We start from the raw sequence: 22,084 nt of genomic DNA on the forward strand, positions 1-22,084 counted from the left end.
GCGGGCTTCGGACCAGCGTAACCTGTACCGGCCGAGGGGTACGGGGTGCTGCGCTGGCGATACGCTGGAGCTGAGAGCTTGAGGCCAAGGAGAGGACTCCCATGAGCGACTTCGATACCGTCACCGTGAAGGACGTCCCCGCGGACGCCACCATCCTGGACGTGCGGGAGGATTACGAATGGGCGGCCGGGCACGCTGAGGGCGCCGTGCACATCCCCTTGGACCAGCTGCCCGGCAAGCTGGACGACCTCGACCCGGACGAGGACCTGTACGTCATCTGCCGGACCGGCGGGCGTTCCTTCCGCGCAGCCCAGTGGCTGGTGGGCCAGGGGTATACGGCGGTCAACGTGGCCGGCGGGATGGACCAGTGGTTGGAATCCGGCAAGCCGCTGGTGTCTGACAACGGACTCAAGCCCGTGGTTCTGTAGACCGGGCCGCCGTCGCCTACACAACCCCCGTCCCATACCCGCAAAGGAATACCCATGCCCGCCGCCCGCCGCACCTACACCTTCCTCGGCCCCGAGGGCACGTTCACGGAGGCGGCGCTCCTGCAGGTTCCGGATGCGGCCGAAGCCGTGCGCATCCCGTCCTCGAACGTCAACGCGGCGCTGGACCGGGTGCGGGACGGATCGGCCGATGCTGCGATGGTGCCCATCGAGAACTCGGTGGAGGGCGGCGTCACGGCCACTCTCGACGCCATTGCCACAGGTCAGGAACTGAGGATCATCCGGGAGGTCCTCGTGCCCATCAGTTTCGTGCTGGTGGCTAGGCCCGGCATCGAGCTTTCCCGGATCCGCCGGATCTCCACTCACGGGCATGCATGGGCTCAGTGCCGGCTATGGGTGGACGAACATATTCCCGGCGTCGAATACGTTCCCGGTTCCTCCACGGCCGCTGCTGCAATGGGCCTGCTGGAGGACGACGCGCACTACGACGCCGCCATCTGCGCGCCCATTGTCGCCGCCGAGCAGCCCGGACTGCAGGTGCTGGCCGAGAACATCGGTGACAATCCGGGCGCGGTGACCCGGTTCATCCTGGTCAGCCGTCCGGGCATTCTGCCGGCCCGGACGGGCGCGGACAAGACCACGGTCGTGGTGCCCCTTCCCGAGGACCGGCCGGGCGCGCTGATGGAAATCCTGGACCAGTTCGCCACCCGCGGCGTCAACCTGAGCCGCATCGAGTCCCGGCCCACCGGGCAGTACCTGGGGCATTACTTCTTCAGCATCGACGCCGACGGCCACGTGGGCGATGCGCGGGTGGCCGACGCCTTAGCCGGCCTCCACCGCATCAGCTCGGCCACGCGATTCCTTGGTTCCTACGGCCGCGCCGATGCGCAGGCTCCCGTAGTGCCGGAGCACACGTCGGACGAGGCATTCCAGGCGGCGCATGCATGGGTCAATGGGATCCTCGCCGGCGACTCCGCGGCCACGGAGACTCCGGTGGAAGCTTCGCCGTCAGCGTAGATAAATACCCCGCGGGGCACTTCCCTGCAAATGTTGCTGTGCGTATGCTTGCATGATCAACAAAGGGATGGCCCCAGCGAAAGGAGCGGGTCATGTCGGACAAGAATGACAATGACGGCCAGGGAATGATCGTCAATCCCAAGCCCACAGGTGAGAACCAGGACTGGGACGGGGATGAGGCCGACCGTGCGGACCGCCTGCGCTTCGAAGAGGAGCAGGCCATGATCCGCGAACAGTCCGAGGCCCGGGCAGCCGCTAAGGCCGCTGCCGAGTCCGCCAAGCACGCCGACACCGCGCAGTCAGCCTAGGGCGCCGCCAGCCTGGTGGACAGTCAGCCTAGGCGCTTTCCTAAGCGCGCGCGGCTTCTTCCCTGACCCGCACCAGCAAAGATCCCGGCTCCACCTGGACCGTCACCTTCGTGGCGTCCCCCGACGTGTCGCCGTCGAGCTGGGTGGGCATGGGTTCCGGGCACCTGATGACCACCTTGCCCGAGCGGTACACGCTCATGACGGGCAGATGCCGCTTGTGCTTGAACAGGATCTTGGCGTACATCGCCAGCCAGCCCACGGCGCTGCGGGGGCTCATGACCACCACGTCCAGCATCCCGTCGTCGATCATGGCCTGCGGGATGAAATCGATGCCACCCGGCACCAGGCCGCAGTTGGCAAACAGGACGCTGCGGATCTTCCGGGACTGGTCCGGCTGGTCATCCAGCGAGATGGCCACTTTCTTCCTGCGCCCGGGAAGGTGGCGGACTCCCGCCTCCGTGTAGGCCAGCCATCCGACGGCGCGCTTCAGCCCATCGTTCGTGTCACCCACCACCTCGGCGTCCATGCCGATGCCGGCCATGACGAGGAACGAGTGGCTTGAGGAGTGGCCCGTGAGCGAGTTCTCGATTTCCATCCGCGCCGTGTCGATGAACCGCTGGTGGCCGAAGAGCGCCGTCTGGATATTGCCGTACAGGTCGTAGACGTTCAGATCCACGTTGCGGGCCAGCAGGTTGCCCGTGCCGAGGGGGACCAGGCCCATCGCCACCCCGCTGTGCGCGAGGGCCTCAGCCGCCACCCGCACCGTGCCGTCGCCGCCCCCCACAAGCACGACGTCGGCTCCGTACTCCAGCGCCGCCCGGACCTGCGAGTGGCCCGGGTCCTCCGGCGTCGTTTCGAAGAAGCGGGGCTCCTCCCAGCCGGCAGTCAGACAGGCGCGCTGGATGGTGGCGCGGGCTTCATCGGCCTTGGCCTTGATGGGGTTGAGGATGACGGCGACGCGCTGGCGTTCCAGGCCGTGTTCGTGGGCCTCTTCGCGCACGGCGCTGCGGACATGCAGGGCCTTCAGCTTGCGCACACCCCACCAGCTGGAGACGGCGAAGGCCAGGGCTGCAGCGATCAGGACGTAAAGAAGCAGGTCGCTCATGGTGCTCCAACACTATCCCGCCCGGAGTGTCCCGCGGATTCGATACCCTTGTCTGGTGATCGACGTAAAAGACCTCAGCGAAAATCCGGACAAGTTCCGCGCCAGCCAGCGCGCCCGCGGTGCGGACGAAACCCTGGTGGACGCGATCATCGACGCAGATGCCGCGCGCCGCACAGCGCTGATCAGCTTCGAGAACCTCCGCGCCGAACAGAACGTGTTCGGCAAGAAGGTAGCTCAGGCCAAGGGCGAGGAAAAGCAGGCGCTGCTCGCCGAGGTCCGCGAACTTGCGGGCGCGGTGAAGGCTGCCTCGGCCGAGGCCGACGCAGCGCAGGCCAAGCAGGAAGAACTGCTGCGCACCATCCCCAACCTCATTGAAGGCGGCGTGCCGGCCGGTGGCGAGGATGACTACGTTGTGGTCAAGACTGTGGGCACGCCGCGCGAATTCCCTGACTTCGAGCCCCGCGACCACCTCGAAATCGGCGAGCTGATCGGCGCGATCGACATGGAGCGCGGCGCGAAGGTCTCCGGGGCACGCTTCTACTTCCTCCGCGGCGTGGGTGCCCGGCTGGAAATGGCCTTGCTGCAGATGGCCATGGAACAGGCCATCGAGGCCGGTTTCATCCCCATGATCACCCCCACGCTCGTCCGCCCCGAGACCATGCAGGGCACCGGATTCGACGTAAAGCACGACGCCGAGATCTACCGTCTCGCCGAGGACGACCTTTACTTGGTGGGCACCTCCGAGGTGCCCCTCGCCGGGTACCACGCGGACGAGATCCTGGACCTCTCCGCCGGCCCCATCCGCTTCGCCGGCCAAAGCTCCTGCTACCGCCGCGAGGCCGGCTCGCACGGCAAGGACACCCGCGGGATCATCCGCGTCCACCAGTTCAACAAGGTGGAGATGTTCATCTACACCACGGCGGAAGACGCCGCGGCCGAACATGAGCGCCTGCTGGCCTGGGAAGAGCAGATGCTGGCCAAGTGCGAGCTGCCCTACCGTGTGATCGACACTGCCGCCGGCGACCTCGGCATGTCTGCAGCCCGCAAGTTCGACTGCGAAGCCTGGGTCCCCACCCAGGGCGCGTACCGCGAGCTGACCTCCACGTCCAACTGCACCACATTCCAGGCGCGTCGCCTCAACATCCGCGAGCGTGTGTTCACCGAGGACGGCAGCCCCAAGGGCACCCGTGCTGTGGCCACGCTCAACGGCACGCTGGCAACCACGCGCTGGATCGTGGCCCTCCTGGAGCACCACCAGAACGCCGACGGCTCGGTCAACGTGCCCGCGGCCCTGCAGAAGTACCTCGGCGGCCTCGAGGTTCTCCCCGTTCTTTAGGAACCGGTTCGCCAAGCGGAACTCCGCCTGGCGGCGCTTGAGGGGAGTATTTACCCGCCGTTCACGCGTTGCTGTGCGCTGCGTCCTAGCTGGTGTCAGGGGTGTCTGCTCTACTAGGAAGCATGACTACATTGAGTGAATTCTCAGCCGCCGGCACCGAAGACCGGCGAGAAGCACAACAGAAACTCATGATCGCCCTGGACGTGGACGGCACCCTCGTAGACCACGACGGCCATATGTCCGCTCCGGTCCGCGACGCCGCACAGGCTGTGGTGGCGGCAGGGCACGAGGTACTGATCGCCACCGGACGTTCGCTCAACGCGACGCTGCCCATCATCGAACAGATCGGCCTGGACCGCGGTTACGCCGTATGCTGCAACGGTGGCGTGACTCTGCGCCTGGATCCCGGGTTGCCCAACGGCTACGACATCATCCACAAGGCCACGTTCGATCCCGGCCCGGCGCTCCGTGCCCTCCGCAAGCGCCTGCCGGCAGCGAAGTATGCGCTGGAGGACGAAGACGGGAACTTCCTCTCCACCGAGCGCTTCCAGGACGCGAGCTTCGGTGTCGAGGCCATCGGCGTTGACTTCCAGACCATGCTCGAGGCCACGGCCGTCCGCGTCGTCGTCTTCAGCGCGGAGAACACGCCCGAGGAGTTCAACGAAGCCATCGAACACATCGGCCTTGCCGGCGTGACCTATTCCGTCGGCTGGACTGCGTGGCTGGATATCGCCGCGGCCGGCGTCACCAAGGCCAGCGCACTGGAGAACCTCCGCAGCCGCCTCGGCGTTGATCCGGCCGCCACGGTTGCCATCGGCGACGGCCGCAACGACATCGAGATGCTCACTTGGGCGGCCCGGGGGGTGGCCATGGGACAGGCTCCGGAGGAAGTGGTAGCCGCCGCGGACGAGGTCACCAAGTCGGTATACGACGACGGGGCCGCCCACGTGCTGCGCGGCCTTTTGTAAGGGGCGGCGCTAGTTGTAACAGGCGGCTCTAGCGCACGTCGAGGATCATCGAGAGGAGCCTGGCCGCTGCCGGCCGGGCTGCGTGCTCCTCGTTCCACTGCGACCTCGCCACTGCCTTGCTGACAGCCTGGGAGGTAATGCCGAGCTCGGCGGCCACGGTCTTCTGCTGGCCGCGCACCCCCGGGGTCATCAGGTCAAGCACGCGCCACTCGGCCTCGCTCCTGTCCCGGACGATGTGGCCCAGCAGGCGGAGCACCGACTCGGATTCGGCCGCGACCTCCGTCAGGGGGCCCTCCACAGCCACAGGGATGCGCTCTTTGCTGTTGCGGAGGCGGTCCACCGCACGGCGGGCGTAGATGAGGCCGTGCCCGCTGGCGTCCTTGATCTGGTTCGGCAGTGGCTCGTTTACCGGGCCCGCGCCGATCCCCACGTACCAACTCCCGCAGCGGAGCGCGATCAGGGCGGCATCCACCGCCTGGTGCGGGCAATCGACGATGCCCTGCACCTCGTCCTCCACGGAGCGGTCAAAGTCCAGTCGCGCCGGGATATGCCTTAGGTCCTTGAGGAGATGCGGGACCCGGTCGCCGTCGCGCCGGCTGTCTGTTTGATTGATAGTCAGCGTGAACATGGTGGACATCAGACTACCGGGTGCCCACGCCGAGGCAAGCTGGGAGCTGACGGGACGTTACGGATCTCACGGCGGGCACGAAACATGGGTGGCCGCGGAGGGCGAACGGACACTTCAGCTCCACCACACTGTTAACAACGACGGCGGCCGGTGCCGTTCGTAGGGAACGGTACCGACCGCCGTCGGAAGTTATTCGCTAGTGTGCTGCGGGCACGTAACGCTTGATGGAAGCCTCAAGTTCGGCTTCGGCAGCGGCGCGGTCGGCCCAGCCCTCGGCCTTGACCCACTTGCCGGGCTCCAGGTCCTTGTAGCGGGTGAAGAAGTGCTCGATTTCCTTGATCAGGAATTCGTTGACATCGCTGACTTCCTGGATGTGGTCGAACCGCGGGTCGGCCGGAACGCAGAGGACCTTGGCATCCCCGCCGCCGTCGTCGGTCATGTTGAAGACGCCGATCGGACGGGCTTCGACGATGACGCCCGGGTGCAGATCGAAGTCCTGCAGGAGCACCAGTGCGTCCAGCGGGTCGCCGTCTTCGCCGAGGGTGTTCTCGAAGAAGCCATAGTGGGTGGGGTACTGCATGGAAGTGAAGAGGACACGGTCGAGACGGACTCGGCCGGTCTCGTGGTCGACTTCGTACTTGACGCGCGATCCCTTGGGGATCTCGATGGTCACGTCATGCTTCATGGAATGCTCCTCGGCGATTGCTTGGTGTTCGCGGCACACGCGATGATCAACCAAAAATGGACTGCCGGTGCCGCCGACTACTATTGAGGATATAGCGAAAGGCCCAGGTTTCAGGAACTAATGGGGTAATTTCAGGACTTTGAGGACCAGCAGCATGAGCGGCACCAGGGGCACGGCGAGCGGCCGTGGCAGGCTTTCCACAGTGGTCCGGAGTTGGCCCACCTTCCTGGTCACGGTACTCCTCCTGGTGCTGGCCCTTCCCGCCGGGCTGCTCATTTCGCCCGCGTTGACCGGCCCGGCCGGTTCCACGGCCCAGCCTGCCCAGACCCCCGCCTGGCAGCTGGTCCCGGAACGCCTGTCCGTGCCGCAGGGCATCGATCCGCTCAGCAACGCGGCGCGGGTGCCGGTTCCCGCCGGCGTGGCGGCCCGGCTGGATCCCGTCCTCAAGACCGACGGCGGCGGCTCGTTCACGGCCGTGGTCCAGGACGCCGCCACCGGCAAGGTCCTCTATGACCGGGACGGCGCCGCCAACAGGATCCCGGCCTCCAACATGAAGCTCCTCACCGCCGTGGCCGCTTTGCGGGGGATCGGCCCCGAGGAACGGTTCAGCACCAAGGTGGTCGCCGAACCGGCTGCGGCGGCAACACCGGGTGCTGCTGCCGCCGCAAGGTCCGTGGTGCTGGTGGGCGGCGGCGACGTCCTGCTCGGCGCCGGCGAATCCGCCGAGGACAAAGTCCTGGGCCACGCCGGGCTTGCCACGCTGGCCAAGCAGACAGTGGAGTCACTCCGGAAAAGCGGCTTTAAGGGTCAGGTCCAGGTGCTTGTGGATGATTCCCTTTTCACGGGTCCGGCGCTGAACCCCTCCTGGAACCCGGATGACGTTGCCGCCGGCGAGACAGCCCCGCTGTTCCCGCTGGCCCTGAACTCGGCACGGTTTGATCCTGCAGACACCACGGCACCGCGGCCCCAGGATTCAGCCATCGCTGCGGGGGAGGCGTTCGCCGCCGGCCTCAAAGCGGCCAGTGCGGCCGCGGGCCTCACGGTGGCACCCGCCGTCGTACGTCTTGACGGGAAGCCGACGGCGGACGCCAAAGTCCTCGCCGCGGTGCAGTCCGCGACGGTCAGCCAGCAGGTGGACCTCATGCTCCAGACCTCTGACAACTACCTCGCCGAAACCCTGGGCCGCATGATTGCGGTGGCGGGCGGCCAGCCGGCGACCAACGAGTCGGCCAGGGCCGCCGTGCTGGGGCAGCTCGCCGGCCTGGGCATTCCCACGGATGGGATGGTTGCCGCGGATGTTTCCGGCCTGGCCCTGGCCAACCAGGTGTCCGCCCGCCAGTTCTCGGAAGTGGTGCGCGCCATCACCAACGGCAAGGACACCCGGCTCAGGGCCGCGCTGGCGGGGTTCCCGGTGGCGGGGCTGACGGGCACGCTCGGCGACAGATATATCGACGAGTCCACGGCCGAAGGCGCCGGCCTGGTGCGGGCCAAAACGGGAACCCTTAACACCGTCATCGCCCTGAGCGGGTACGTGGTGGACGCCGACGGCCGGCTCCTGGTGTTCTCCTTCATCGGCAACGGCCTGACGCCGGGAGCCGAGGGCAACAAACCGGCACTGGACACGGCGGCCACGGCGCTGGCAGGCTGCGGCTGCCGCTAGGGCTGCCTCCGGCTTCCGGGTCAGCCCCGTGCCGGTTCGCCGGTCAGCGAACTTAAGGCGCGCTGACGGGCGTGTATGTTCTGATGGACCGTATGGAGTCCACTGCAAGCCAGTCATCCGCCCCTGCCCAGGCCCTCATCAACTGGGACATTGCCGCGTCCGCCGCAGCACGGCTGGCTCCGCCGGGTCCGTCGCTGACTGCCGCCGAGATCGGGGACGCCGTCTCCCAGCTGCGCGAGCTGGCGGATGCCTCCGTTCCGCACGTTCACCAGATCACCGGGCTGGAGGCTGCGCGCGACCTCCGTGACTCATCAGTCCTGGTGGTGGACCGTGCCTCCTGGGCGAAGGCCAACACGCAGAGCTTCGCGGTGATGCTGAAGCCCGCCATCGAAAAGATGCTGGAGAGCCGCCGCGGCACCATCAGCCCAGGAGCCGCCACCGTCAGCGGCGCCATCACCGGCAGCCAACTGGGCGCTGTGCTGGCATTCCTCTCCAGCAAGGTCCTGGGCCAATACGATCCTTTCGCCGCCCTCGCCGAAGGATCACAGGCGCCGTCGGGCGGCCGCCTGCTGCTCGTCGCGCCCAACATCGTCGCCGTCGAGCGGGAGCTCAATGTGAATCCCGCGGACTTCCGGCTCTGGGTGTGCCTGCACGAGCAGACCCACAGGGTGCAGTTCGCCGCGGCACCCTGGCTCCGGCACCACATGCTGAACGAGATCGACAATCTCAGCGGGCACCTGCTGGGCAACATGGACTCCCTGATGGAACGTGCTTCAGCAGCCGCACGCTCGCTCAAGGACCGTGCCGGCTCGGGTGCCACTCCGGGCCGCGGCGCCATCCTTGATCTCCTGCAGGACCCCGAGGAGAAGGCCTCGCTGTCCCACCTCACGGCGGTCATGAGCCTGCTCGAAGGCCACGCCAACGTGGTGATGGACGCCGTGGACGCCAGCATCGTCCCGTCCGTGAAGACCATCCGGCAGCGGTTCAACGCCCGCGGCAAGGACAGGGGCATCGTCGAGAAGTTCATCCGCAGCCTGCTGGGACTCGACGCCAAGATGAAGCAGTACAGCGACGGCGCCAAATTTGTCCGGGCTGTGGTGGACGTGGCCGGGATGGACGGCTTCAACCGGGTCTGGGAGGCTCCAGCGAACCTGCCCACCGAAGAGGAAATCCACAACGCCCGGATTTGGCTCGACAGGATGGGTTTCTAGATTTTCGTGCAGCACGTCCCCAACACTTCAGACGGCCCGGTTCCCAGCGGCCGGCGGCGGCCGGGCCGGCTGGCTCCGGTTCTCGGCACGGCACGGAAAATGCTGCAGGCTGCCTTGGCCGAAGCGGGGTACCCGGAACGGGTCCTGGTTGCCTGCAGCGGGGGCCCCGACTCCCTGGCCCTGGCCGCTGTGGCCGCCTACTTCGCCCGGCGCGGCCACGTGGATGGCCGGCCGGTTGCCGTGGGCGCGGTGGTGGTGGACCACCAGCTGCAGGCCGGTTCCTCCGGCGTTGCCGCGAGAACCGCCGAGACCCTGCGGGAGCTCGGCCTGGATCCGGTGCAGATCCGCACGGTCGATGTCGCCTCGACCGGTTTCGGACCGGAGGCCGCAGCCCGGGATGCCCGCCACGCCGCACTCGACGCGGCGGCGGGGGAGTGGGGAGCCGGCGCCGTCCTGCTGGGGCACACGCTCGACGACCAGGCGGAACAGGTGCTGCTGGGCCTGGCGCGCGGCTCGGGGACACGGTCCCTGGCCGGAATGCGGCCCGCGCGGGGGAAGCTGCTCCGGCCGTTCCTTGGCCTGCGCAGGGCAGACACCCTGGAAATTTGCCGTGCCGAGGAGCTGGACGCTTGGCATGACCCCAGCAACGCCGATCCCGCCTTCGCCCGCTCGCGGACCAGGGTGGAGGTCATGCCGGTGCTGGAGGAAAAACTCGGCCCGGGAGTGGCAGAATCCCTGGCGCGCACGGCTGCCATCCTGCAGCTGGATGCCGACTACCTGGAAGACGTGGCCAACAGCACTTACACCTCGCTCGTTGAGCACGACGGCCCGGACGCCAGCCTCCCGGAGGCTGCCCTGACTGAACTGGCCCCGGCCATCAGGTTCCGGGTGATCGCGAAGGCGGCTGCCGGCGTCGGCGGTCAACAGCCCAGTTATCAGCGCCTTTTGGCGGCGGAAGCACTGCTGCGGCGGAAGGGCTCGGCCGGTCCGGTGGAACTGCCCGGCGGGGTCAGCGTATACCGTCTTTCGCTTGCCGAGCTGCAGGACCGGGAGGGTGCCCAGGGGAATGGCGGGGCCGAAGGCGTTCCCCGCGAGGCCGCCCGCTGTGGGAAGCTTGTATTCCGGCTTCATAAACCGTCCCGCAAATAGTCGCACCCGCATCTACACAGGAGCAATTGGTGGATTCATCCGACGTCCAGGCAGACCTCAAGCACGTTCTCTACACCAAGGAACAGATCCAGCAACGCATCACTGAACTCGCGGCGCAGATCGACAAGGACTACGAAGGCCGTGAAATCCTCATCGTGGGCGTGCTCAAGGGTGCGGTCATGGTCATGGCTGACCTAGCGCGTGCACTGCACAGCCACATCTCCATGGACTGGATGGCAGTCTCCTCCTACGGTTCCGGCACCCAGTCCTCGGGCGTGGTGCGAATCCTCAAGGACCTCGACACGGACCTGATGGGCAAGGACGTGCTCATCGTCGAGGACATCATCGACTCCGGCCTCACCCTGTCCTGGCTGAAGACCAACCTCGAATCCCGCGGCACCGCATCGGTGGAAATCTGCACCGCGTTCCGCAAGCCGACCGCCGCCAAGGTGGAAATCGACGTCAAGTACGTCGGCTACGACATCCCCAACGAGTTCGTGGTGGGCTACGGCCTGGACTACGCCGAGAAGTACCGCAACCTGGACTTCGTGGGCACCCTCGCCCCGCACGTCTACGAGTAAACGCCTCCGCCGAACAGCATTCCTGCACCGCTTCCGCCGGCCGCGCCGCCCTCGAGCCCTGACAACACGGGTTCGACGGCGGCGCTGCCGCTTAAGACATGTGCCGCTTGAACAGGCACGGCGCGAACGGACACTTGAGGCCCTCGGGGAAGGGGCCGCAAGTGTCCGTTCGCGCTCCCGACCAGCCACTACGCCCAGAGGGAACTTTTGTATTACACCGTGCGTGAATTACTCCTGACGGTGTATAGCTAGAAGCGACGCAGCACCACACGCGCGCAGTCCTCGCGCCGTGCAGCACTACCAGGAGGGACGGGGCCAGCCCCCGAACAGATGAAAGCTAAGAGTTTCTTCAAGGGCCCGGGCATTTGGATCATTGTGGTGGTCGGCATGCTCCTGCTGGCCTTTGCAACGTTGGCTCCGGGCGGCTCGACGCGCATCGACACGCAGCCGGGCCTCGAGCTTCTCGCCCAGAGCGGCAAGGTTGAACAGGCCAAGATCTTCGACGGCGAAAACCGCGTCGACCTGGTGCTGAAGGACAACCTCGTCATCGACGGCCAGGACAAGGGCAAGAACGTCCAGTTCTTCTTCGTCAATGACCGCGGCCCGGACGTCGTCAAGGCAGTGACTGCCGCCAACCCCTCCAAGGGCTACACGGACCAGCCGATCGAGAGCAACTGGCTCTCGGGGCTCTTCTCGCTGCTGGTGCCGGTGCTGCTGCTCGGCGTCCTGTTCTGGTTCCTGCTGTCCCGCATGCAGGGCGGCGGCTCCAAGGTGATGCAGTTCGGCAAGTCCAAGGCCAAGATGGTCAGCAAGGACATGCCGCAGGTAACCTTCGCGGACGTCGCCGGCGCTGACGAAGCCGTCGAGGAGCTCCAGGAGATCAAGGAATTCCTTGCAGAGCCGGCAAAGTTCCAGGCCGTAGGCGCCAAGATCCCCAAGGGCGTGCTGCTCTATGGCCCTCCGGGCACCGGCAAGACCCTTCTGGCGCGCGCCGTCGCAGGCGAGGCCGGCGTCCCGTTCTTCTCCATCTCGGGCTCGGACTTCGTGGAAATGTTCGTCGGTGTGGGCGCCTCCCGTGTCCGTGACCTGTTCGAGCAGGCCAAGTCCAACGCGCCCGCCATCATCTTCGTCGACGAAATCGACGCCGTCGGCCGCCACCGCGGTGCCGGCATCGGAGGCGGCAACGACGAACGCGAACAGACCCTCAACCAGCTCCTGGTTGAGATGGACGGCTTCGACGTCAAGACCAACGTCATCCTGATCGCGGCCACCAACCGGCCCGACGTGCTGGACCCGGCGCTGCTGCGCCCAGGGCGCTTCGACCGCCAGGTTTCCGTGGAAGCCCCGGACCTGATCGGTCGCGACCAGATCCTCCAGGTCCACGCCAAGGGCAAGCCGATCGCGCAGGGCGTGGACCTCAAGGCCGTGGCCAAGAAGACCCCCGGCTACACGGGTGCCGACTTGGCCAACGTGCTCAACGAGGCCGCACTGCTGACAGCCCGCTCCAACGCCAACCTGATCGACGACCGCGCACTGGACGAAGCCATTGACCGCGTCATGGCCGGCCCGCAGAAGCGCAGCCGCGTCATGAAGGAGCACGAGCGCAAGATCACGGCCTACCACGAAGGCGGGCACGCCCTGGTTGCCGCGGCGCTGCGTAACTCCGCCCCGGTCACCAAGATCACCATCCTGCCCCGCGGCCGCGCCCTGGGCTACACCATGGTGGTCCCGGAGAACGACAAGTACTCCGTGACCCGCAACGAACTGCTGGACCAGATGGCCTACGCCATGGGCGGCCGCGTTGCCGAGGAGATCGTCTTCCACGATCCGTCCACAGGCGCCTCGAACGACATCGAAAAGGCCACCGCCACCGCCCGTCAGATGGTCACCCAGTACGGCATGAGCGAGCGCGTGGGTGCGGTCCGCCTGGGCCAAGGCGGCGGCGAGCCGTTCCTCGGCCGGGATGCCAGCCACGAGCGGAACTACTCCGACCAGATCGCCTACATCGTGGATGAGGAGGTCCGCCGCCTGATCGACCAAGCCCACGACGAGGCCTACGCCATCCTCACCGAAAACCGGGACGTCCTGGACCGGCTGGCCCTGGAACTCCTGGAACGGGAAACGCTGAACCAGTCGGAAATCGCCGACATCTTCCGCGACATCCGCAAGCGCGACTTCCGCGAGGTATGGCTGTCCAAGGAAACCCGCCCGGTGCAGACTGCCGGTCCGGTGGAGTCCCGTCAGGAGCGCGCCGAACGCGAGGCCCAGGAAGAAGCCAAAGAAGCGCGCCTCGAGGAACCGCTGGACGCTATTCCGCCGCACCCCCAGGGAGTTCCGGAGGATGCCTCCTTTCAGGGCGGAGTAACGGAAGCGGGACCAGACGGCCACCGCGGCTAAGCTCTTTGGTGTGACTCACTTCGACGACGACGACCTCACCCCCACCGCCGACCATTCGGCGGTGGGCGGATCAGGCCACCACCACAAGGTGGACAGGCCCCGGATTGAAGCAGCCGTGCGGGAAATCCTGCTGGCCATAGGCGAGGACCCGGACCGCGGCGGGCTGCAGGACACGCCCAAGCGCGTGGCCAAGGCTTATGCCGAGGTGTTTGCCGGCCTGCACCAGGACCCGGGCAGCGTGCTCGGCACCACGTTCGAGCTCGACCACGAGGAACTCGTGCTGGTGAAGGACATCCCGTTCTACTCCACCTGCGAGCACCATCTGGTTCCGTTCCACGGCGTGGCGCACGTAGGGTACATCCCCTCGCACGACGGCAGGGTGACGGGCCTGAGCAAGCTTGCACGCCTGGTGGACATCTACGCCCGCCGCCCGCAGGTGCAGGAGCGCCTCACCACCCAGATCGTCGAAGCGCTGGTCACATTCCTCAAGCCGCGCGGAGCCATTGTGGTGGTGGAATGCGAACACATGTGCATGTCCATGCGCGGCATCCGCAAGCCCGGAGCCAAAACCGTGACAAGCGCGGTTCGCGGGCAACTTCATGACCCGGCCACCCGTGCCGAAGCCATGAGCCTCATACTCGGAAGGTAAAAAACAGACTATGGATTCCCTAGCTGCAGCACCTGGAACCGGACCCGCAACTTCACCCCTGCCCATCCTGCGCAAACCGCGGCCGGCAGCCAAGTTCGACGACCTGCCCACCGACCGCACGCTCGTCATGGGCATCCTCAACGTCACCCCGGACTCGTTCAGCGACGGCGGCAAGCACGCGACGGCGGACACCGCCATCGCCGCGGGCCTCCGGATGTTCTACGCGGGTGCCGACATCATCGACGTCGGCGGCGAATCCACCCGCCCCGGCGCGGAGGAAGTCAGCCCGGAGGAGGAGCAGCGGCGCGTGGTGCCTGTCATCGAAGCCCTCGTGAAGGCGGGCGCGCTGGTCAGCATCGACACCACCCACGTCTCCACCGCCGAGGCCGCGCTGAATGCCGGTGCGGCGATCGTCAACGACATCTCCGGCCTTACCATCGAGCCCGGCATGGCCGAGCTCGTGGCGAAGACCAAGGCGCCGTATGTCCTGACCCACCGCCGCGGCGATGCCAAGACCATGACGTCCCTGACGGAGTACGACGACGTTGCGGACGACGTCGTCTCCGAACTGAGCGGCGTCCGCGACAAGCTGTATGCGGCCGGCGTCCTGCCCGAGCAGATCATCGTGGACCCGGGCATCGGGTTCTCGAAGACGGACGTGCAGAACTGGGAACTGCTGCGGAACCTGGACCGGCTGGATGCCATGGGCCACAAGGTGCTGGTGGGCGCGTCCCGCAAGCGCTTCCTGGGCACGCTCCTGACGGTCGCCGGCAAGGCCGCGCTCCCGGAAGAGCGCGACGCCGCCACGGCCGCCATCACCGCCATCAGCGCCGCCCGCGGCGCCTGGGCCGTGCGCGTGCACGACGTCGGACCCAGCCTTGACGCCGTCAAGGTGGCCGCCCGCATGGCGGCCCCGGACCACGGCCGCTGACCAGAAAGGCCGAGCAGAACCGCCATGGACAGGATCTCGCTGACCGGTGTCACCGCCACCGGCTACCACGGGGTGTTCGATTTTGAGCGCCGCGAGGGCCAGCCGTTTGTTGTGGACGCCGTGCTGCATCTGGATTTCAGCCAGGCTGCGGCGTCGGACGACGTGCGCGACACCGCCCACTACGGCGAGGTGGCCGGCCGGATCACCGACTGGATCACCGGCGAGCCCCTGAACCTGATAGAAGGACTGGCGGTGCGGATGGCCGAGGGCCTGCTCCAGGAATTCAAGATCCAGGCCGTGGAAATCACGGTGCACAAACCGAAGGCGCCCATTGAGGTTCCCTTCGGCGACGTCGCCGTCAGCGTCTACCGGGAGCGGACATGAATCCGGCACCCGCACTGCATGGGAAGCCGGCGCACGGGAAGGCCGCGGCGAAGACCAGCTATTCCCGCGCGGTACTGGCGCTGGGCAGCAACCTCGGGGCGCGCAACGAGACGCTGTCCGAGGCCGTGGCGGACCTTGTGGACCGCCCGGAGGTGCGGCTCCTGGCCGTCTCGCCGATAGTGCAGACCAAGGCCGTCGGCGGCCCCGCCGGGCAGCCGGACTTCCTCAACATGGTGATTTCGGTCGAAACATCGCTGGAACCGCTCGAACTGCTCAAGCACTGCCAGGCGGTGGAGAACAAGCACCACCGGGTTCGTGAGGTCCACTGGGGTCCGCGCACGCTCGACGTCGATGTGATCGTCTACGGGGACATCGAAAGTTCCGATCCTGTGCTGACCCTGCCTCACCCGTTCGCCGCAGTGCGCGCTTTCGTGCTCTATCCCTGGTCCCAGATGGACCCCTCGGCCACCCTGAACGGGCAGCCGGTGGGGGAGCTGGCCGCCAGGGCCGCCGACTTCCCGGACCTGTTGCCGTTCGACGGCTTCGGAGACTTCGACGGCGTGCCCGACGTCGGGGCGGTGGAGCAGCCGTGAAACCCGTGAGCCCGCTGCTCCTCGCAGTCGTGGGCCTTGCCCTTGCCATCGCCGGCTGGTCCGCCGCCGTCCTGACCGTCCGCTACGGCATGGCCACGCCGGTCCTGCCGGCCGCTGCGCTGGTCAGCATGGGCGTCATCGTGGCCCTGACCCTGGTGCTGGGCATCCGCGTACTCCGGTGGCGGAACGGCAAAAAGAAGAAAATGCTGAATCCCATCCTGGCGGCCTGGACGCTGGTCCTCGCCCAGGCCTGTGCCTACACCGGCGCGATGCTGCTGGGCTGGCACGCCGGGATCTTCCTGGACCAGCTGCGGTTCTGGAGCATCCGCAGCGGGCTCGACGTCACCTGGCTCGCCCTCGGCATGGCCGGCGGCGGTCTGGTCATGATCGTGGTGGGGCTCGTCGTCGAACGTTTCTGCAAGATCCCGCCGGAGGACGGCGAGACGGACGCCGCAGAGGGCTTGCCGGGCCATGGCCGGGGCAAGGCCAAGGGGGAAGGCGAGTATGCCTACCGCGGCGATTGATCCCCCCGGGATCAGCTGGCTGCGTGTGTCCCCGAAGTACATCACGGTCCGGCTCGTGGAGTGGGCCCTCGGCAACCTGGTGATGGTGGCCGTGCTGAGCCTGCCGCTGGTGTTTGTCCGGCTCGGCTGGTGGCGGTGGCCGCCGCTCTGGCTGGCCATCGGCCTTCCGGCTTTCATGCTGCTGCTGGCGCTGTGGCGCCTGGTCCTGATCCCGCGGCAGGTACGGGCCATCGGCTACGCCGAGCGCGAGGACGACCTCCTCATCCGCGGCGGCATCTTTTTCCAGCGCGTCATGGTGGTGCCATACGGCCGCATGCAGTACGTGGACATCAGCGCCGGCCCGGTGGAACGCGGGCTGGGCCTGTGCAGCCTGAAGCTGCATACGGCATCGGCCGGCACCAACGCCGGCATCCCCGGCCTTCCCGCCGAGGAAGGCGCCCGGCTCAGGGAACAGCTCTCGGCGCGCGGCGAAGCCAGGCTGGCCGGGCTGTGAGCGCCGGCGGCCTCGCTTCCGGAAAGCCCGACGGCGAGTGGCTGCGCGTGCACCCGGCCACACCTTTCGTACGTGGCTGGGTTGCGCTGGCCGCCATCGGCTACTTCTTCGGCCGTGACAGCTTCGAACGGATGCTCCAGGGCCAGCCGCTGATCGATGACCGCATCGCCGGGCGTGCCCCGTGGCTCCTGGGCGCCGGGGCATTGATGCTGGTGCTGGCGGTCCTGAGCTTCATCCTGTCCTGGTACTTCACCCGGTACCAGGTGGCGGAGGGCTACGTCCGCGTCAACACCGGCTTCCTGTTCAAGCAGCAGCGGCAGGCGAGGCTGGACCGGGTCCAGGCCATCGACATCGTCCAGCCGCTGCTCGCCAGGATCTTCGGCCTCGCGGAACTGAAGTTCGAAGTGGCCGACGCCGGCGAGTCGGCCGTCCGCCTGGCTTACCTGCGCATTGGCGATGCCCGCCAGCTGCGCGCCACCATCCTCGCCCGCGCCTCGGGCGTCCGGCTGGATCCCGCACAGCCCGAAGCAGCCGCTCCCGAGGCGCCGGAGCAGCACGTCCTCCAGGTCCCGCCGTCGCGCCTCTTTGGCTCGCTCCTGCTCAGCGAGCAGACGGTGTTCATTGTCCTGGGTGCCGCGGCGTCCGTGGTGCTGTCTGCGCTGACCGAGAACAGGGCTTTCTTCCTTTACCTGATTCCCGCGGCGCTGGGTTTCGTCGCCGCATACTGGAGCTCATTCAACAAGGGCTACAACTTCACGGCGGCCATCTCCCCGGACGGCATCCGGCTCCGGTACGGGCTGCTCGACACGCAGGCGCAGACACTGCCGCCGGGCCGGATCCAGGCGCTGAAGGTGGCACAGCCGCCGCTGTGGCGCCTCTTCGGCTGGTACCGGATGCAGGTTAACGCCGCCGGTTACGGGGCCGGGGCGAACAACGGCGAGGGGGGCTCCCGCACCACGCTGCTGCCGGTGGGAAGGATGGATGACGTCCTGAACATGATGGCCCTCGTGCTGCCGGACCCCGGAACGGCTGATCCGCTGCGCGTTTTCCAGCAGGGTGTGAACGGAATGGATTCCGACGGCGGCTTCGTCACCACGCCGCGCCGGGCGCGGCTGCTCGCGCCGTTGGGCTGGCGGCGCAACGCCTTCGCTGCCACGGACACTGCGCTGCTCATGCGGTCGGGCCGCTGGTGGAGGCAGCTTGTGGTGGTCCCGCACCAGCGGACGCAGTCGATCGCGCTGCAGCAGGGACCCCTGGCGCGCAGGTTCGGGCTGGCCGACGTCGTGCTGCACACCACTGCAGGGCCTGTCGCCCCACGGGTGATCCAGGCGGACCTCCGGGAGGCGCAGGCGCTCTTCGACGCCCAGGCGGCCCGTGCCAGGGCGGCCCGGCGGCGGCAGACGAGCGAACAGTGGCTGGCCCAGCTCGATCAACGACCAACTCCAGCATCCCAACAGGAAGGCCAGCAACGTGGTTAAGCCAGGACGCCTCGGCGTCGGAATCATCGGTGCCGGCAAAGTGGGCGCTGTCCTCGGTGCGGCGCTCCGCGCGGCCGAGCACGCCGTCGTCGGGGTTTCCGCCGTCTCCGAGGCGAGCCGTGAACGGGCCGAAACCCTGCTGCCCGGCGTTCCCGTCCTGGAGATCCAGGACATCGTGGAGCGCGCGGAACTGGTGCTGCTGTCCGTTCCGGATGATGCCCTCGGCGGGCTGGTGGAGGGCCTCGCCAAGCTCGGTGCGTGGCAGCCCGGCCAGCTCGTGGCGCACACATCGGGCCGGTTCGGCGTCGGCGTGCTGCATCCGGTCCGGGCGGCGGGTGCCGTGCCGCTGGCGCTGCACCCGGCCATGACCTTCACCGGCATGAGCCTCGACCTGACCCGGCTGCTGGACTGCACGTTCGGTGTCACGGCGGACGCCGCCATGCTTCCCATCGCACAGGCGCTCGTCGTCGAGATGGGGGCCGAACCCGTGGTGATCGCCGAGGGCGACCGCACCATCTACCACGCGGCCCTGGCCCACGGTTCGAACCACCTGGTCACGCTCGTGGCGCAGGCGTCGCAGCTGCTGGCCGAGGTGGGCGTCGAGGCGCCGGACCGCATGCTCGGGCCGCTGCTCCGGGCGACGCTCGAGAACGCTCTCGCCTCCGGCGAATCGGCCCTGACGGGCCCGGTGGCGCGGGGGGACGCCGGAACGGTGAAGGCGCACGCCCGCGCGCTGCGGGAGCACGACGGCGGGACCGGCGGCGACGTCCTCGCGGCGTACCTCGCCATGGCGCAGGCCACCGCCAGGCGCGCTGAAGGACGGGGCCTCCTGAAGCCGGACCAGGCGGACAATATTCGCACCGCACTTGAGGGCACAGACGACGCCGGCCAGGATGACGGCCGTGCATGAAACCGGCCACGGGGCCAAGGGAGGACACTGACATGGCAATCCGACTCGTAACGACGGCGGATTCCCTCCGTGCGCAAAGCCGGCTGCTGCTGACGCAAAAGAACGGCTCGTCCCTGGGCCTAGTTCCCACCATGGGCGCCCTGCATGCGGGCCACGGGCGGCTGGCGCGGGCCGCCGCCGAGCAGAATGACGTTGTGGTGGCGTCCATCTTTGTTAACCCGCTGCAGTTCGGCGAGGCACAGGACCTGGACCGGTATCCGCGGACCCTCGAGGCGGACGTGGCGCTGCTGGAGGAGCAGGGCGTGGATCTGGTCTTCGCGCCGTCAGTGGAGGAGATGTACCCCGGCGGGCAGCCGATGGTCAGGATCACTTCCGGCCCGCTGGGGGAGAAATGGGAGGGCGCATCCAGGCCCGGCCACTTCGACGGCGCGCTCACCGTGGTGGCCAAGCTGCTGCACCTGGGCATCCCCGGCACCGGCCTGCCCGGCGGCCGCGCCTTCGTTGCCGGCTCCGGCGGCGGGCTGCCGGCGTACCGCGCCTACTTCGGCCAGAAGGACGCCCAGCAGCTGGCCCTGGTCCGCCGCATGGTGGCCGACCTGAACTTTCCCGTGGAGATCGTTGCCGTGCCAACCGCCCGCGACGCCGACGGGCTGGCGCTGTCCAGCCGGAACCGCTTCCTTTCCGGCGAGGAGCGCGAGGCAGCGCTGGTCTTGTCCCGCGCGCTGCGCCTCATTGAGGAGCGGGCGAACGCGAACGAGCCGCTGGATGTCGGTTCGGCCAGGGCCCTGATAGAGTCCCAGCCCCTGGTCCGGCTCGACTACCTCGACGTCGTCGATCCCGTCGCGCTGGAGCCGCTCGCCGAGAACTGCCACGAGACACCCTTCCGCGGTGAAGGGCTGGCACTGGTTGCCGCGAAGGTGGGTGCCGTGCGGCTGATCGACAACGTGCCGCTCAGCTCCTGACGGATAAAGGGCCCGGCGCTCCATTCCCGGGTGACCTGAATCTCGGCTGGTTAAATCCCATATACGGGAATGGGTCCGGCCACTACACTGTTGGAGTCTGCAGCGGCGCTGATCGCCAGCCATCAATTCCAACACCCTGAGGGCCTCGCCATGTCTACCAAAGTCACGTCCAATTCGTCTGGCGAACCTGCCCGGGAGCCGGCCGCTCCCGTTGCAGCCCCGGCCGCAGCGCCGGCCCCGGCCGCAGCAACTACCTCGGACAGGATGTCCCGCGAGTCCGTGACGGTTATCGTCACGCTCCTGGTGGCCACCTTCGTGGTGATCCTGAACGAAACCATCATGAACGTTGCACTGCAGCGGCTCATGGTGGACCTGCGCGTCGATGCCCCCACGGTGCAGTGGCTCTCCACCGGGTTCATGCTGACCATGGCGGTGGTGATTCCGACTACCGGCTTCATCCTCCAGCGGCTGTCCACGCGGTCCGTCTTCCTCCTGGCCATGGGCCTGTTCGCCGGCGGTACGGCGCTTGCCGCAGCGGCGCCCGGCTACGGGATCCTCCTGCTGGCACGGATCATTCAGGCCGGCGGCACCGCCATCATGCTTCCGCTGCTGATGACCACCATCCTCACGCTGGTGCCGCTGGCCCGCCGCGGCGCCGTGATGGGCAACGTCAGCATCGCCATCTCCGTTGCACCGGCCATGGGGCCCACCGTCTCCGGGTTCATCCTGCAGCACTTCTCGTGGCGCTTCATGTTCATCTTCGTTCTGCCCATCGCACTGGCCGCGCTGGCCATCGGTGCAAAGTTCCTGACCAACGTCGGCGAGACCGAAAAGTCCAGGCTCGACTTCCTCTCCGTGGTGCTGACCGTCCCGGCCTTCGGCGGCCTCGTCTACGGCCTCAGCCAGATCGGCGGCGGCCACGGCGGCAGCAGCGGCCCGAGCACGCTGGCCGTCGTGGCGCTGGTTCTTGGCGTCGCCGGCCTTGCCGCGTTCACGTTCCGCCAGCTCCGGCTGCAGAAGTCCGAGGCCCCGCTGCTGGACCTGCGGGCCTTCAACTTCCGGATGTTCACCGTCTCCGTGCTGCTGATGGTGGTGTCCATGGTGGCCCTGTTCGGCGCCGTGATCCTGCTGCCGCTGTACCTGCAGGAAATCCGCGGCCTGCAGTCCCTCGAGACCGGGCTGGCCCTGCTGCCCGGCGGCCTCGCCATGGGCCTGCTCGGCCCGGTGATCGGCCGCCTGTTCGACAAGGTGGGGCCGCTGCCGCTCACGGTCACCGGATCCTCTTTGATGGTCCTGACGCTGTGGCAGTTCTCGATGCTCGACGCCGGCACTCCGGTCTGGTGGATCGTCACCCTGCACGTCGGGCTCAGCTTCGGGCTGGCGCTGCTCTTCACGCCCGCGTTCACCACCGGCCTGAACCCGCTGCCGCCGCACCTGTACTCGCACGGCTCGGCCATCATGAGTACCCTGCAGCAGGTGGCCGGCGCGGCGGGCACGGCGCTGCTCGTGTCCATCTTCGCCGTCGTTTCGGCGGGCTCCGGCCTCGTTGCGGGCATGAACGCAGCATTCCTGACGGCAACCGTCATAGCCGTTGCCGCCGTCGTCCTCTCCTCGATGATGCGGAAGACAGCAGGCGCCGAAGGCGCACCCGCGGCCCACTAAGCGCACA

23 protein-coding genes and 1 pseudogene are annotated in these 22,084 nt (G+C 67.7%); 20 read left to right on the forward strand and 4 right to left on the reverse strand.

The features are described from left to right. Positions 1–101: 101 nt before the first annotated feature. From CXZ05_RS15065 to CXZ05_RS15075, 3 genes are all read left to right on the forward strand, one after another. A complete protein-coding gene (locus CXZ05_RS15065; RefSeq protein WP_102973356.1) occupies positions 102–428 on the forward strand; it encodes a rhodanese-like domain-containing protein in 327 nt (108 codons plus the stop codon). A 54-nt stretch (positions 429–482) separates the two neighbouring features. After that, positions 483–1,463, forward strand: a complete 981-nt coding sequence (gene pheA, locus CXZ05_RS15070; RefSeq protein ID WP_102973357.1) for a prephenate dehydratase — start codon at positions 483–485, stop codon at positions 1,461–1,463. Positions 1,464–1,555: 92 nt separating this feature from the next. Next, the gene (locus CXZ05_RS15075) at positions 1,556–1,771 is read left to right on the forward strand and encodes a hypothetical protein (protein ID WP_102973358.1); all 216 of its coding nucleotides are present in this window, start codon (positions 1,556–1,558) and stop codon (positions 1,769–1,771) included. On the opposite strand, the pseudogene CXZ05_RS23705 reads toward CXZ05_RS15075, so the two are convergent. Beyond that, positions 1,763–1,843, reverse strand: a pseudogene (locus tag CXZ05_RS23705) (hypothetical protein); the annotation flags it as partial. The gene CXZ05_RS15075 and the pseudogene CXZ05_RS23705 overlap by 9 nt on opposite strands. Further along, entirely contained in the window at positions 1,812–2,876 is a 1,065-nt protein-coding gene (locus CXZ05_RS15080) for a diacylglycerol kinase family protein (protein WP_102973359.1), read from the reverse strand. The pseudogene CXZ05_RS23705 and the gene CXZ05_RS15080, both read right to left, overlap by 32 nt. Before the next feature lie 55 nt (positions 2,877–2,931). Between CXZ05_RS15080 and serS the strand changes: the two genes are divergently transcribed. Continuing rightward, a complete protein-coding gene (gene serS, locus CXZ05_RS15085) occupies positions 2,932–4,212 on the forward strand; it encodes a serine--tRNA ligase (RefSeq protein WP_102973360.1) in 1,281 nt (426 codons plus the stop codon). Positions 4,213–4,334: 122 nt separating this feature from the next. Continuing rightward, positions 4,335–5,180 carry an HAD family hydrolase gene (locus tag CXZ05_RS15090; protein ID WP_102973361.1) on the forward strand — a complete coding sequence of 282 codons (846 nt, stop codon included), beginning with the start codon at positions 4,335–4,337 and terminating at the stop codon, positions 5,178–5,180. A gap of 28 nt (positions 5,181–5,208) precedes the next feature. On the opposite strand, the gene CXZ05_RS15095 is transcribed toward CXZ05_RS15090, so the two are convergent. Together CXZ05_RS15095 and CXZ05_RS15100 are read right to left on the reverse strand one after the other, a co-directional pair. Further along, positions 5,209–5,808: a hypothetical protein gene (locus CXZ05_RS15095; RefSeq protein WP_102973404.1), complete on the reverse strand. Its 600-nt coding sequence runs from the start codon at positions 5,806–5,808 to the stop codon at positions 5,209–5,211. 196 nt (positions 5,809–6,004) lie between these two features. After that, positions 6,005–6,493 (reverse strand): inorganic diphosphatase, encoded by a 489-nt coding sequence (locus tag CXZ05_RS15100; RefSeq protein ID WP_003799714.1) that lies wholly within the window; start codon positions 6,491–6,493, stop codon positions 6,005–6,007. Positions 6,494–6,647: 154 nt separating this feature from the next. Here CXZ05_RS15100 and dacB point away from each other — a divergent pair, with 154 nt between their 5' ends. The 15 genes from dacB to CXZ05_RS15175 all read left to right on the forward strand — a co-directional run bounded on the left by dacB (position 6,648) and on the right by CXZ05_RS15175 (position 22,077). Then, positions 6,648–8,153, forward strand: coding sequence for a D-alanyl-D-alanine carboxypeptidase/D-alanyl-D-alanine-endopeptidase (dacB, locus tag CXZ05_RS15105; protein WP_102973362.1), 1,506 nt, complete (start codon positions 6,648–6,650; stop codon positions 8,151–8,153). Positions 8,154–8,245: 92 nt separating this feature from the next. Then, a complete protein-coding gene (locus tag CXZ05_RS15110) occupies positions 8,246–9,364 on the forward strand; it encodes a zinc-dependent metalloprotease (protein WP_102973363.1) in 1,119 nt (372 codons plus the stop codon). A gap of 99 nt (positions 9,365–9,463) precedes the next feature. Next, positions 9,464–10,513, forward strand: a complete 1,050-nt coding sequence (tilS, locus tag CXZ05_RS15115) for a tRNA lysidine(34) synthetase TilS (protein WP_180987409.1) — start codon at positions 9,464–9,466, stop codon at positions 10,511–10,513. Between the two features lie 29 nt (positions 10,514–10,542). After that, positions 10,543–11,094: a hypoxanthine phosphoribosyltransferase gene (gene hpt / locus CXZ05_RS15120; protein WP_003799723.1), complete on the forward strand. Its 552-nt coding sequence runs from the start codon at positions 10,543–10,545 to the stop codon at positions 11,092–11,094. Positions 11,095–11,424: 330 nt separating this feature from the next. Further along, positions 11,425–13,491 (forward strand): ATP-dependent zinc metalloprotease FtsH, encoded by a 2,067-nt coding sequence (ftsH, locus tag CXZ05_RS15125; RefSeq protein ID WP_102973364.1) that lies wholly within the window; start codon positions 11,425–11,427, stop codon positions 13,489–13,491. 10 nt (positions 13,492–13,501) lie between these two features. Beyond that, entirely contained in the window at positions 13,502–14,140 is a 639-nt protein-coding gene (folE, locus tag CXZ05_RS15130; RefSeq protein ID WP_102973365.1) for a GTP cyclohydrolase I FolE, read from the forward strand. 10 nt (positions 14,141–14,150) lie between these two features. After that, positions 14,151–15,071: a dihydropteroate synthase gene (gene folP / locus CXZ05_RS15135; RefSeq protein WP_102973366.1), complete on the forward strand. Its 921-nt coding sequence runs from the start codon at positions 14,151–14,153 to the stop codon at positions 15,069–15,071. A 24-nt stretch (positions 15,072–15,095) separates the two neighbouring features. Further along, complete coding sequence (gene folB / locus CXZ05_RS15140) at positions 15,096–15,455, forward strand: dihydroneopterin aldolase (protein ID WP_102973367.1); 360 nt, start codon at positions 15,096–15,098, stop codon at positions 15,453–15,455. Continuing rightward, on the forward strand, positions 15,452–16,048 hold the full coding sequence (gene folK / locus CXZ05_RS15145) for a 2-amino-4-hydroxy-6-hydroxymethyldihydropteridine diphosphokinase (RefSeq protein ID WP_102973368.1): 597 nt from the start codon (positions 15,452–15,454) through the stop codon (positions 16,046–16,048). The genes folB and folK overlap by 4 nt, the downstream gene beginning before the upstream one ends. After that, positions 16,045–16,572 (forward strand): DUF3180 domain-containing protein, encoded by a 528-nt coding sequence (locus CXZ05_RS15150; RefSeq protein ID WP_102973369.1) that lies wholly within the window; start codon positions 16,045–16,047, stop codon positions 16,570–16,572. Before folK ends, CXZ05_RS15150 begins: the two co-directional genes overlap by 4 nt. Continuing rightward, positions 16,553–17,065: a PH domain-containing protein gene (locus tag CXZ05_RS15155; protein ID WP_102973370.1), complete on the forward strand. Its 513-nt coding sequence runs from the start codon at positions 16,553–16,555 to the stop codon at positions 17,063–17,065. The genes CXZ05_RS15150 and CXZ05_RS15155 overlap by 20 nt, the downstream gene beginning before the upstream one ends. After that, complete coding sequence (locus tag CXZ05_RS15160) at positions 17,062–18,543, forward strand: PH domain-containing protein (RefSeq protein WP_102973371.1); 1,482 nt, start codon at positions 17,062–17,064, stop codon at positions 18,541–18,543. The genes CXZ05_RS15155 and CXZ05_RS15160 overlap by 4 nt, the downstream gene beginning before the upstream one ends. Continuing rightward, positions 18,536–19,453 carry a Rossmann-like and DUF2520 domain-containing protein gene (locus CXZ05_RS15165; protein ID WP_102973372.1) on the forward strand — a complete coding sequence of 306 codons (918 nt, stop codon included), beginning with the start codon at positions 18,536–18,538 and terminating at the stop codon, positions 19,451–19,453. Before CXZ05_RS15160 ends, CXZ05_RS15165 begins: the two co-directional genes overlap by 8 nt. 32 nt (positions 19,454–19,485) lie before the next feature. Beyond that, on the forward strand, positions 19,486–20,415 hold the full coding sequence (locus CXZ05_RS15170; RefSeq protein WP_102973373.1) for a pantoate--beta-alanine ligase: 930 nt from the start codon (positions 19,486–19,488) through the stop codon (positions 20,413–20,415). Between the two features lie 150 nt (positions 20,416–20,565). Continuing rightward, positions 20,566–22,077, forward strand: coding sequence for a DHA2 family efflux MFS transporter permease subunit (locus CXZ05_RS15175; protein WP_102973406.1), 1,512 nt, complete (start codon positions 20,566–20,568; stop codon positions 22,075–22,077). The last annotated feature ends 7 nt before the right edge of the window (positions 22,078–22,084 follow it).

This window comes from Arthrobacter sp. AFG20 (assembly GCF_002892795.1).
In the GTDB taxonomy this organism is placed as follows: Bacteria; Actinomycetota; Actinomycetes; order Actinomycetales; family Micrococcaceae; genus Arthrobacter.

Excerpts from the sequence above, each read along its gene's own strand:
- pheA (WP_102973357.1), top strand. The coding sequence starts at position 483 with ATGCCCGCCGCCCGCCGCACCTACACCTTCCTCGGCCCCGAGGGCACG.
- CXZ05_RS15155 (WP_102973370.1), top strand. The coding sequence starts at position 16,553 with ATGCCTACCGCGGCGATTGATCCCCCCGGGATCAGCTGGCTGCGTGTG.
- folB (WP_102973367.1), top strand. The coding sequence starts at position 15,096 with ATGGACAGGATCTCGCTGACCGGTGTCACCGCCACCGGCTACCACGGG.
- CXZ05_RS15065 (WP_102973356.1), top strand. The coding sequence starts at position 102 with ATGAGCGACTTCGATACCGTCACCGTGAAGGACGTCCCCGCGGACGCC.
- ftsH (WP_102973364.1), top strand. The coding sequence starts at position 11,425 with ATGAAAGCTAAGAGTTTCTTCAAGGGCCCGGGCATTTGGATCATTGTG.
- CXZ05_RS15095 (WP_102973404.1), bottom strand. The coding sequence starts at position 5,808 with ATGTTCACGCTGACTATCAATCAAACAGACAGCCGGCGCGACGGCGAC.
- CXZ05_RS15075 (WP_102973358.1), top strand. The coding sequence starts at position 1,556 with ATGTCGGACAAGAATGACAATGACGGCCAGGGAATGATCGTCAATCCC.
- CXZ05_RS15110 (WP_102973363.1), top strand. The coding sequence starts at position 8,246 with ATGGAGTCCACTGCAAGCCAGTCATCCGCCCCTGCCCAGGCCCTCATC.
- CXZ05_RS15080 (WP_102973359.1), bottom strand. The coding sequence starts at position 2,876 with ATGAGCGACCTGCTTCTTTACGTCCTGATCGCTGCAGCCCTGGCCTTC.
- folP (WP_102973366.1), top strand. The coding sequence starts at position 14,151 with ATGGATTCCCTAGCTGCAGCACCTGGAACCGGACCCGCAACTTCACCC.
- dacB (WP_102973362.1), top strand. The coding sequence starts at position 6,648 with ATGAGCGGCACCAGGGGCACGGCGAGCGGCCGTGGCAGGCTTTCCACA.
- CXZ05_RS15175 (WP_102973406.1), top strand. The coding sequence starts at position 20,566 with ATGTCTACCAAAGTCACGTCCAATTCGTCTGGCGAACCTGCCCGGGAG.
- tilS (WP_180987409.1), top strand. The coding sequence starts at position 9,464 with ATGCTGCAGGCTGCCTTGGCCGAAGCGGGGTACCCGGAACGGGTCCTG.
- folK (WP_102973368.1), top strand. The coding sequence starts at position 15,452 with ATGAATCCGGCACCCGCACTGCATGGGAAGCCGGCGCACGGGAAGGCC.
- CXZ05_RS15090 (WP_102973361.1), top strand. The coding sequence starts at position 4,335 with ATGACTACATTGAGTGAATTCTCAGCCGCCGGCACCGAAGACCGGCGA.
- CXZ05_RS15100 (WP_003799714.1), bottom strand. The coding sequence starts at position 6,493 with ATGAAGCATGACGTGACCATCGAGATCCCCAAGGGATCGCGCGTCAAG.
- CXZ05_RS15170 (WP_102973373.1), top strand. The coding sequence starts at position 19,486 with ATGGCAATCCGACTCGTAACGACGGCGGATTCCCTCCGTGCGCAAAGC.